Consider the following 10,628-nt stretch of genomic DNA (forward strand, 5'->3'; position numbering starts at 1 on the left):
CCCCCACCCCTAACCCCTCCCCTCAAGGGGGAGGGGGACGGATCGCGCAGGCCGCCATCCCTCACGGGCGAGGCGAAAGGAACTGACATGACCAAGACCACCCGCGACTGGCTCGAGCTCGCCAGCAAGGATCTCAGGGGCAAGCCCGTCGAGAGCCTCAACACCGAGACGCCGGAAGGCATCACGCTGAAGCCGCTCTACACGGCGCAAGACCTGCCCGAGGGCGTGGCCGGCGACCTGCCGGGCTTCGCCCCCTTCACCCGCGGCGTGCGCTCGACCATGTATGCCGGCCAGCCCTGGACCATCCGGCAATATGCCGGCTTCTCCACCGCCGAGGAGAGCAACGCCTTCTACCGCAGGAACCTCGCCGCCGGGCAGAAGGGCCTGTCGGTGGCCTTCGACCTTGCCACCCACCGCGGCTACGATTCAGATCATCCGCGGGTGACCGGCGATGTCGGCAAGGCGGGCGTGGCGATCGATTCGGTCGAGGACATGAAGATCCTGTTCGACGGCATCCCGCTCGGCGAGATGAGCGTGTCGATGACCATGAACGGCGCCATCATCCCGGTGCTGGCGATGTTCATCGTCGCCGGCGAGGAACAGGGCGTGAAACGCGCCGACCTCACCGGCACGGTGCAGAACGACATCCTCAAGGAGTTCATGGTCCGCAACACCTATATCTATCCGCCCGAGCCCTCGATGCGGATCGTGGCCGACATCATCGCCTTCACGGCGGCCGAAATGCCGAAGTTCAACTCGATCTCGATCTCCGGCTACCACATGCAGGAAGCCGGCGCGACGCTCGCCCAGGAGCTCGCCTATACGCTCGCCGACGGCATGGAATATGTCCGCGCCGCCCAGGCCAAGGGGCTCGACGTCGACGCCTTTGCCGGCCGGCTGTCGTTCTTCTTCTGCATCGGCATGAACGTGTTCATGGAGGCGGCGAAGCTGCGCGCCGCGCGTGCCATGTGGTCGAAGATCATGAGTGATTTCGGCGCCAAGTCCGAGCGCTCCAAGATGCTCCGCACCCATTGCCAGACCTCGGGCGTGTCGCTGACCGAGCAGGACCCCTACAACAACATCGTCCGCACCGCTTTCGAGGCCATGGCCGCGGTGCTTGGCGGCACCCAGTCGCTGCACACGAATTCCTTCGACGAGGCGATCGCGCTGCCCACCGAATTCTCCGCCCGCATCGCCCGCAACACCCAGCTGATCCTGGCCCACGAGACCGGCATCACCAATGTCGTCGATCCGCTCGGCGGCTCCTATTATGTGGAAAAGCTCACCGCCGAGCTGATGGACAAGGCCTGGGAGCTGATCGCCGAGGTGGAGGCGCTGGGCGGCATGACCAAGGCGGTGGAAACCGGCCTGCCGAAGATGCGCATAGAGGAGGCGGCCGCCCGCCGCCAGGCGCGGATCGACCGCGGCGAGGACGTCATTGTCGGCGTCAACCGCTTCCGCCTCAACGACGAGCCGCAGGTCGACATCCTCAACATCGACACCGACAAGGTGCGCGCGGGCCAGGTGGCGCGGCTCAACAAGATGCGCGAGACGCGCGATTCCAAGGCCTATCTCGCCGCCATCGCCACGCTGGAACAGGTGGCGGCCTCCGGCGAAGGCAACCTGCTTGCCGCGGCGATCGACGCCGCCCGGGCCCGCGCCTCGCTGGGCGAGATCTCCGACGCCATGGAGCGCGGCTTCGGCGGCCGCCACCACGCCGTCACCAAGGTGATCGGCGGCGTCTACGAGGATGTCTATCACGACGATCCCGAATACAAGGCGATCCGCGCGCGCATCGCCGACTACACCACCGACAAGGGCCGCGCGCCTTACGTGCTGGTCGCCAAGATGGGCCAGGACGGCCACGACCGCGGCGCCAAGGTGATCGCCACGGCATTCGCCGACATGGGCTTCAAGGTGGAGATGACCGACATGTTCGAGACGCCCGAGGAAGTGGCGGTCAAGGCGGTGACGCTTGGCGTCGACGTCGTCGGCGTCTCCTCGCTGGCCGCCGGCCACAGATCGCTCGTCCCCGACCTGATCGCCCGGCTCCGGGACAAGGGCGGCGAAGCCATCCAGGTCGTCGTCGGCGGCGTCATCCCCGAACAGGACTACGCCTTTTTGCGCGAGGCCGGCGTGGCCGAGATCTTCGGCCCTGGGTCGAATGTGCTGGATGCCGCGAATGCCGTGCTGGCGCGGATTTCGGGGGTGCTGCGCAACGTGTGAGGAAAGCCCCCTCATCCGGCCCTTCGGGCCACCTTCTCCCACAAGGGGAGAAGGGAGGATGGTGCCAGATTGGACGCCTTGGTTCCAGATTGAAACGGGAAGGATGTTCACCGTGCCCCCGGCGGCCGGGCTCCTCCCCTCCTGCCCCTGTAAGAAAGCAAGATTCGCGGCGGGGACTACGCTTATCTAATCCGGTTAGCTGGCTCCCCGCCGCCTCTCGATACACGGCGCCGGGCCCGCCGCAGGCGGCCCTCCCTTCTCCCCTCGTGGGAGAAGGTGGATCCGGACGTTCCGTGAACGCCCGGAGACGGATGAGGGGTGGGCGGGCGACATGGATGCCGGGTCAAGCCCGGCATGACGGCATCGAAAGCCTAGGCGCTTCGCCTCACGCCCCCCAGGTCCGCTCCAGAAGCCGCACCCAGTTCCCCCGGGCGATCTTCTCGATCAGCGCCTCGCCATACTGCCGCTGCCGCATCTCGGCGATCAGCGCCGGCACGCCGGTGACGTCGCCGATCACGTCGGGGAGTTCGGCGCCGTCGAAATCGGAGCCGAGGCCCAGATGGTCCTCGCCGAGCTGCTCGAGCAGGTGGTCGAGATGGCGCATCACCGGGTCCCAGCCGCAATCGGTGGCCTTGCGGCCGTCCTCGCGCAGGAACACGGTGGCGTAGTTGAGGCCGACCATGCCGCCCGACTCGCGGATCATCCTGAGCTGCAGGTCGGTCAGGTTGCGGGTGGAGGGGGTGACCGCGTGCGCATTGGAATGGGTGGCGACCAGCGGCGCGTCGGAAATCCTTGCGACGTCGTCGAAGCCCTTTTCATTGAGGTGCGACAGGTCGATCATGATCCTGAGCTCGTTGCAGGCGCGGATCAGCGCCTTGCCGGCATCGGTCAGGCCCGGGCCGGTGTCGGGGTCGCCCGGAAAGCGGAACGGCACGCCGTGGCCGAACACCGTCGGGCGGCTCCAGACCGGGCCGAGCGAGCGCAGGCCCATGGCGTGGAAGGCATAGAGCGCGTCGAGATCGGGGCCGATGGCCTCGGCGCCCTCCATGTGCATGATCGCGGCGATGGTGCCGGTGTCGAGGCAGGCGCGAAGATCGGCCATGCTGCGGCAGATCCTGAGCGCGCCCTGGGACGACCGCTCCATCCACATCAGGTGCCCGGCCATGGCCAGCGCCGTGGCCTGGGTCTGGTCTGCGCTCATCAGCTTGGGCAGCGGCAGGTCGTAGGGCGGGCTGTCCATCATCGCCTGGTAATCGGGCGCGTCCTCCTCGTGCGGCGAGGAGATGTAGATGGCGAAAAAGCCGCCGGCGAAGCCCGCCTGCCGCATGCGCTTCAGGTCGAGATGGCCGGCGCCGTCGCCTTCAAGCCAGATCCGCTCGCGCTCCCCGGGCGCCCGCAGCAGCCTCAGCAGAAAGTCGTTGTGCCCATCGAAAAACGGCATGTCGGCCATGGTGTGCTCTTTCATAGCGCGCCCCTCCTGGCGACGCCGGGTCCCGGCGCCTCGGGGCAAGGTCAGGAATGGGGGACCGGACTGCGGGTAAAGCCCTCGCTCGCGGTCAGCAGGTTGCGTGTGTAGTCCTTGGTCGTGGCGTGATCCTGAAGCGCCTGCCGCGTCAGTTGCTCGACCACCTGGCCGTTCTGCATCACCATCAGCCGCTCGCACATGTGCGAGACCACGGCCAGATCGTGGCTGACCAGCACATAGGTGAGCCCGCGCTCGGCGCGCAGCCGGTCGAGAAGATTGAGCACCTCGGCCTGGATCGAGGCATCGAGCGCCGAGGTCGGCTCGTCGAGCAGGATCACCTTGGGCTCCAGGATCAACGCGCGGGCGATGGCGACGCGCTGGCGCTGGCCACCCGAAAGCTGGTGCGGGTAGCGGAAGCGGAAGCCCGCGCCGAGCCCGACCTCGACCAGCGCCTGCTCGACGCGCGCCTCGCGCCGGTCGAAGCCGTGGATGGCGAGCGGCTCGGAGAGCACCCGGTCGATGGTGTGGCGCGGGTGCAGCGAGGCGTAGGGATCCTGGAACACCATCTGCACCCGGCGGTAGAAGGCCGCGTCGCGCGGGGTCGCCACCGGAACGCCGTCGATGAGGATGCGGCCGCCGCTGACCGGCGCCAGGCCGCAGGCGGCGCGCAGCACGGTAGACTTGCCCGAGCCGCTTTCGCCGACGATGCCGAAGCTCTCGCCCTCCTCCACCGACAGCGACACGCCGCGCAGCGCATGCACCACGTGGCCGCGGGATCCGAAGGTGACTTCCAGGTTCTCGATGTCGATCAGCGCCATCCGGGTCTACTCCAGCCAGGCCGCGTCGCGGGCCAGCACCGGCAGCGGGCGGACGTCGCCGACAATCTTGGGCAGGCAGCCGAGCAGGCCTCTTGTGTAGGGATGTTTCGCCTCGTTCATCTTCGCTGCGTCGAGCTCCTCGACCACCCGGCCGGCATACATCACCAGCACGCGGTCGCAGAAGGTCGAGACCAGTTCGAGATCGTGGCTGATGAAGATCAGCCCCATGCCGCGCTCGCTCACCAGCCGGTCGAGAATGCGCAGCACCTCGATCTGCACGGTGACGTCGAGCGCCGAGGTCGGTTCGTCGGCGATCAGCAGGTCGGGCTCGGTCACCAGCATCATGGCGATCATGGCGCGCTGGCCCATGCCGCCGGAGAGTTCGTGCGGATAGGCCGCCATCACCCGGCCGGGGTCGCGGATCTGCACGGCCTCGAGCATGGCGACCGACTTGTCGCGGGCCTCGGATGCGCCGCCATGCAACTTGACCGCCTCCATCAACTGCTTGCCGATGGTCATCACCGGGTTGAGCGAGAATTTCGGATCCTGCATCACCATCGACATGCGCGCGCCGCGCAGGCTCCGCCATTTCGCCGGCGTGGCATTGCGCAGGTCGATGCCGTCGAACTCCAGCCGGTCGGCGGTGGCCTTGCCCGAGACCGGGGTGAGGCCGAGGATGGCGCGGCCGGTCTGCGACTTGCCGGACCCGCTCTCGCCGACGATGCCGAGCCGCTCGCGGCCGAGGGTGAAGGAGACGCCGCGCACCACCTCGACCGGCCCCTGCCGCGAGGGAAACGAGATGCGCAGGTTTTCGACGGAAAGAAGCGGGCTCATTTCTGCGCCTTCGGATCGAGCACGTCGCGCAGGCCGTCGCCGAGGAAATTGAACCCCAGCGAGACTATGAAAATTGCGAGCCCCGGCATGGTGGCGACCCACCAGTAGTCGATCAGGAACTTGCGTCCCGCGGCAATCATCGCGCCCCATTCGGGCTGCGGCGGCTGCGCGCCAAGGCCGAGGAAGCCAAGGCCCGCCGCGGTCAGGATGATGCCCGCCATGTCGAGCGTCACCCTGATGATCACCGAGGAGAGGCACAGCGGCACCACATGGCCCCAGATGATGCGGCCCGAGGAGGCGCCCTGCAGGCGGATCGCGTCGATGTGCTCGGCGTTGCGGATGGTGAGCGTCTCGGCGCGCGCCAGCCGCGCGTAAGGCGGCCAGGAGGTGATGGCGATGGCGATGATGGCGTTCTCGATGCCGGGTCCGAGCGCCGCCACGAAGGCGAGCGCCAGGATCAGCCGCGGGAAGGCGAGGAAGATGTCGGTGACGCGCATCAGCACGGTGTCGACCCAGCCGCCGAAATAGCCCGCCGTGGTGCCGACCAGCAGACCCACCGGCGTGGCGATGATCGCCACCAGCCCCACGACCAGCAGCGTTACCCGCGAGCCGTGGACGACGCGGCTGAAGATGTCGCGGGCGAGATCGTCGGTGCCCATCAGATGGTCCCAGGACGGCGGCAGCAGCCGCTCGGTCCTCAGGTCGCCGCCCAGCAGCGGGTCGTAGGGGGCGATGAAGCCGGCGAAGATCGCCACCAGCACCAGTGCCAGCACGATGCCAAGGCCGAGCATGCCGAGCCTGTTGGCGCGGAAGGCCAGCCAGGCGCGATAGGCCTGGCCCGAGCGGGCCTGGCGGCGCGAGGCCGGTTGCTCGCTGAGCAGCCATTGCCGCAAGCCCTGGTTGGCATGGTCTGCATCAAGCTCTGTCACAGGCGGCTCCTCACGCGCGGATCCAGCAGCGTGTAGAGCAGGTCCGAGAGAATATTGAGGCCGACGAACACCATGCCGATCAGGAGCGTGCTGCCAAGCACGGCGTTCATGTCGGCGTTCTGCAGCGAATTCGTCAGGTACTGGCCGAGCCCCGGCCAGGCGAACACGGTTTCGGTCAGCACCGAGCCTTCAAGCAGATGGGCATAGGACAGCGCGATCACGGTGACCAGCGGCACGGCGGCGTTCCTGAGCGCGTGCACCCAGATGATGCGCCACTCGGCCACGCCCTTGACGCGCGCGGTGACGATGTATTCCTGCGCCAGTTCGTTCAACATGAAGCTGCGCGTCATCCGCGCGATATAGGCCATCGACAGGTAGCCGAGCAGCGCGCCGGGCAGGGCGATGTGCGAGACCACGTTGCGGAAGGCGGCCCACTGGCCCTGCATGGCGGTGTCGAGCAGCATCAGCCCGGTCTTCGAGGTGAAGGCATATTCATAGGAAATGTCGATGCGGCCGGGACCGGCGACCAGCCCCCATTTGGCGTAGAACAGCAACAGTCCCATCAGGCCGAGCCAGAAGATCGGCGCAGAGTAGCCGACAAGGCCGAAGATCCGGACGAGTTGATCGATCAGCCGGCCCTGCCGCACGGCGGCCCAGACGCCGGCGGGAATGCCCAGCAGCGTACCGATGATGATGCCCACCGTGGCAAGCTCCAGCGTCGCCGGAAAGGCGCGGGCGATGTCGGAAATGATCGGCTTCTTGGTCAGCAGGCTTTCGCCGAAATCGCCGGTGACGGCCTTCTTGGCGTAAAGATAGAATTGCTCGTACAGCGGCCGGTCGAGCCCGAGTTCCAGATAGACCCGATCGTAGGTCGAGGGCGAGGCGCGGTCGCCGACCACGGAGAGCACCGGATCAACGGGAACCACGCGGCCGATCAGGAACGTGACCAGCAGCAGGCCGAAAAGGGTAACGGCCACGGTCGATGCCAATTTGCCGAACTTGATGATCCAGCCAGGAAGGGCGCTCGCGCGCCCTTCCGATTGAATGGTGATGTCAGTCACTTACTTCGTCACTGCCTTGAACGAGTTGTCGTTGAACGACGGTCCGACAACGAAGCCCTCGACGTTCTTGCGACGGGCAATGACTTCGATTTCCTGGAACATGATGACGAAGGGCGAGGTCTCCTGCGATTCCTTCTGCAATTCAATGTACATTTCCGCGCGCTTGGCGGCATCGGCTTCCAGCACCGCGGCATCGGCCTTCTTGGTCATTTCCGGAATGTCCCAGGCGTTGCGCCATGCCAGCGGCTTGGACTTCGCGTCGTCGGAATTGTCCGGGTTGCGCGCAAACGTATCGGCATTGGTGTGCGGATCCTGATAGTCGGGACCCCAGCGGCCGATATAGATGTCGTGCGTGCGGGCGCGATACTTGGTGAGCGTCTGGCCGCCGTCGCCGGGGATGATCTCGAGCTTGATGCCGGCCTCGGCGAAGGTTTGCTGCATGGCCTGCGCCATCGCGGTGATGTCGGCCGTGTTGCGGGTGTCCATGGTCACCGAGAAGCCATCGGGCAGGCCGGCCGCGGCCAGCAGTTCCTTGGCCTTTTCGACATTGAGCGAGAAGGGGTTGTCTTCCAGAACACCGAGGAAGCCCAACGGCAGGAAGGCCTGGTGCTTGACGACCATGCCTTTCATGATCGTGTCGGCGATGGTGTCGTAGTCGACCAGGTACTTGATCGCCTGGCGGACTTCCGGCTTGGAGAGATACTCGTTCTTCTGGTTGAGGCCGAGATAGTAGATCGAGCCCTTGACGCCCTTGTCGATGGCGATGTCCGGGTTGCTCGAAAGCGCCGTGATGTCTTCCGGGGTCAGCTTGCGGGCGATGTCGATGTCGCCCTTCTCAAGCAGCAGGCGTTCGGTGGCGCCCTCGGGGATGTGACGGTAGATGGCATGCGCCATGGGCGCTGGGTCACCGGAATAATTGTCGTTGCGGTCCATGGCGACCACTTCATTGGCGCGCCATTCGCGGATCGAGAAGGCGCCCGAGCCGGCATAGTTGGTCTTGAGCCAGTTGTAGCCGAAATCGCCGTCAACCTCATGGCTCTTGACCAACTCGCTGTCGACGATGAAGCCCACCGTCGCCGTCAGGCAGTAGAGCACCAGCGTCGGCGCGTAATTGTTGTCCATCTCGAATTCGAAGGTCATGTCGCCGGTCTTGCGGATCTTTTCATCCACATTGTCGGCCGAGAAGCCGAACTGGGTGAGGATGAAGGCCGGCGACTTGTCGAGCTTGACGGCGCGCTGCAGCGTGTAGACGGCGTCCTCGGCGGTGATCGGGTTGCCGGACGCGAATTTCATGCCCGGGCGGATCGTGAAGGTGAAGGTCTTGCCGTCTTCGGAGATCTCCCATTTCTCGGCGATCACGCCGAAGATCTTCGACACGTCCTTGACGTCATAGCCGATCAGGCCCTGATAGGTGTTGCCGAGCAGTTCCGAGGCGGTGAATTCGAACACTTCGGCCGGATCGAGCGAAATGATGTCGTCGATGGCCCAGGCCTGAATGAGGGTGTCGGCCGGCGTCTCGGCCTGCGCCTTGACCGGCGCGAAGGCGGCGGCGGTGCACATCAGCGCCACGGCCACGAATTTTTGAACGTGCTTCACAACAAAAGCTCCCAGTTAGAATGTTCCCGATACCATGCTTGCAGGCGCGGGACATTTTCCCCTGTCGCACTGCCGAAGCGACAATCAGGTCACAGGCCTATTGCACTGTCAAGCACGGCTTCCGCGCAGGTTCGCTCCGGAAGCAGGCGCCGCCGCAGGGACCGGATCGAAAAGCCGGGTTTTCCGGCGCGATCCATGAAATTGACGCGATCAACCCATGGAATTTTTTGATGGATTAGCCGCTCTTAACGGACCTTTCTGCGGTCAAACGCCAGCGAGGCCGGTGGACACCGCAACCCAGGCGAGCGCCAGCAGGAACACCGTCTCCAGGACGATCACCGCCACGTGCCGCCAGCCGAGATCGAGCATGGCCTTCATGTTGGTGCGCACGCCCAGCGCCGCGATGGCGATGACCAGCAACCAGGAGGAGGCGTCGACCAGGAGGGCTGCGAGGGCCGCGGGAATGAGGCCGAAGCTGTTGGCGAGCGTCACCGCGCCGAAGCCCACGACGAAGAGCGGCAGCCTGACCTGCGAGAAGCCGCTTTCGCGGCGGGCGAGCGCCAGGGCGAGGATGATCAGCACCGCCGGCAGCAGCGTCACGCGCAGCAGCTTGACGATGGTGGCCATGTCGCCGGCCTCGGTCGAGATCGAGTAGCCGGCGCCCACCACCTGCGCCACGTCGTGCACGGTGGCGCCGATGAGGAAGCCGCTCTGCGCGTCGGTGAGGCCGCCCAGCGCCGAGAGCACCGGATAGATGATCATGGCGATGGTCGAGAGCGTGGTGACGGCGACCACGGTGAACAGCACGTTGCGCTCGGTCTTGTCGTTGTGGGGGATGATCGCGGCCAGCGCCAGCGCGGCCGAGGCCCCGCAGATCGCCACCGCGCCGCCGGTGAGCACGGCGAAGCGCCAGCCGCGCGAGAACAATCGGGCGCAGATGAAGCCGAAGCCGATGGTGAGCGCCATCAGGCTCGCGACGGTCACCAGCCCCGAGGCGCCGATGCCGGCGATGTCGCCCAGCGTGATGCGGGCGCCGAGCAGCACGATGCCGGTCCGGAGCAGGGTCTTGGAGGCAAAGACCACGCCCTTGCCGGTGCTGTTCTCATCGGCCATGAAATTGAAGGCCATGCCGATCAGCAGCGCGAACAGCATCACCGGCGCGGCGTAGTGCTCGGACAGGAACTTCGCCGCCGCGGCGATTGTCACGGCCAGCAGCAGGCCCGGAAACAGGGTGCGCGTACGCGTCCGCAGGTCGGAAAACGAGGCCATGATCGAAGGCTCCAGGAAAGTCATGTGCTTAAAACAATCGCCCGGACTCTGATGCCCGGGCGATCACTGTCAAACATCACACGGGCTTACGCCGAGCGATAGAGCTTTGTCATGGAGAACTCGCGGTGGCCGAGCGCCTCGGCGGCGGTGGCGCGGCCGTTGGAGGTGCGCAGGATCATCTCGATCAGCGCGTCGCCGGCCTCGTCGATGGTCATCTCGCGCCTGAGGATCCCGGACACGTCGACGTCCACATGCTCGCCCATGGTGCGGACCGTGCGCGGGTTGGCGGTGATCTTGATCACCGGCACGATCGGGTTGCCGATCACGTTGCCCTGCCCGGTCGGGAAGGTGTGCACCACATAGCCGCCCGCGGCCATCAGCGTCACGCATTCCGCCGCCGCCGATGACGAGTCCATGAAGTACAGGCCCT

Annotated in this window: 8 protein-coding genes and 1 pseudogene; 1 reads left to right on the top strand and 8 read right to left on the bottom strand. The window is 66.1% G+C overall.

Annotated features, from left to right (window positions below):
- Positions 1 to 87: 87 nt before the first annotated feature.
- Positions 88 to 2,226 (top strand): methylmalonyl-CoA mutase, encoded by a 2,139-nt coding sequence (gene scpA / locus LL06_RS16380; RefSeq protein ID WP_035529245.1) that lies wholly within the window; start codon positions 88 to 90, stop codon positions 2,224 to 2,226.
- A gap of 385 nt (positions 2,227 to 2,611) precedes the next feature.
- Here scpA and LL06_RS16385 read toward each other — a convergent pair whose 3' ends face one another.
- The 8 genes and pseudogenes from LL06_RS16385 to LL06_RS16420 form a co-directional block, all read right to left on the bottom strand.
- The gene (locus LL06_RS16385) at positions 2,612 to 3,691 is read right to left on the bottom strand and encodes a dipeptidase (protein WP_244447161.1); all 1,080 of its coding nucleotides are present in this window, start codon (positions 3,689 to 3,691) and stop codon (positions 2,612 to 2,614) included.
- Positions 3,692 to 3,738: 47 nt separating this feature from the next.
- Positions 3,739 to 4,509: an ABC transporter ATP-binding protein gene (locus LL06_RS16390; RefSeq protein ID WP_035529250.1), complete on the bottom strand. Its 771-nt coding sequence runs from the start codon at positions 4,507 to 4,509 to the stop codon at positions 3,739 to 3,741.
- 6 nt (positions 4,510 to 4,515) lie between these two features.
- Entirely contained in the window at positions 4,516 to 5,343 is an 828-nt protein-coding gene (locus LL06_RS16395; RefSeq protein ID WP_035529253.1) for an ABC transporter ATP-binding protein, read from the bottom strand.
- Positions 5,340 to 6,272, bottom strand: coding sequence for an ABC transporter permease (locus tag LL06_RS16400; protein ID WP_201772346.1), 933 nt, complete (start codon positions 6,270 to 6,272; stop codon positions 5,340 to 5,342). Before LL06_RS16400 ends, LL06_RS16395 begins: the two co-directional genes overlap by 4 nt.
- Positions 6,269 to 7,249 (bottom strand): ABC transporter permease, encoded by a 981-nt coding sequence (locus tag LL06_RS16405; protein WP_345775686.1) that lies wholly within the window; start codon positions 7,247 to 7,249, stop codon positions 6,269 to 6,271. Before LL06_RS16405 ends, LL06_RS16400 begins: the two co-directional genes overlap by 4 nt.
- Before the next feature lie 84 nt (positions 7,250 to 7,333).
- On the bottom strand, positions 7,334 to 8,893 hold the full coding sequence (locus tag LL06_RS16410) for an ABC transporter substrate-binding protein (RefSeq protein WP_035529268.1): 1,560 nt from the start codon (positions 8,891 to 8,893) through the stop codon (positions 7,334 to 7,336).
- Positions 8,894 to 9,193: 300 nt separating this feature from the next.
- Entirely contained in the window at positions 9,194 to 10,198 is a 1,005-nt protein-coding gene (locus LL06_RS16415) for a putative sulfate exporter family transporter (RefSeq protein ID WP_035529271.1), read from the bottom strand.
- 86 nt (positions 10,199 to 10,284) lie between these two features.
- Positions 10,285 to 10,628, bottom strand: a pseudogene (locus tag LL06_RS16420) (UxaA family hydrolase); the annotation flags it as partial.

This window comes from Hoeflea sp. BAL378 (assembly GCF_000759435.1).
Classification (GTDB): domain Bacteria; phylum Pseudomonadota; class Alphaproteobacteria; order Rhizobiales; family Rhizobiaceae; genus Hoeflea.

Coding starts and splice junctions, on each gene's coding strand:
- LL06_RS16385 (WP_244447161.1), bottom strand. CDS start 3,691: ATGAAAGAGCACACCATGGCCGACATGCCGTTTTTCGATGGGCACAAC.
- LL06_RS16410 (WP_035529268.1), bottom strand. CDS start 8,893: ATGTGCACCGCCGCCGCCTTCGCGCCGGTCAAGGCGCAGGCCGAGACG.
- LL06_RS16415 (WP_035529271.1), bottom strand. CDS start 10,198: ATGGCCTCGTTTTCCGACCTGCGGACGCGTACGCGCACCCTGTTTCCG.
- LL06_RS16395 (WP_035529253.1), bottom strand. CDS start 5,343: ATGAGCCCGCTTCTTTCCGTCGAAAACCTGCGCATCTCGTTTCCCTCG.
- LL06_RS16390 (WP_035529250.1), bottom strand. CDS start 4,509: ATGGCGCTGATCGACATCGAGAACCTGGAAGTCACCTTCGGATCCCGC.
- scpA (WP_035529245.1), top strand. CDS start 88: ATGACCAAGACCACCCGCGACTGGCTCGAGCTCGCCAGCAAGGATCTC.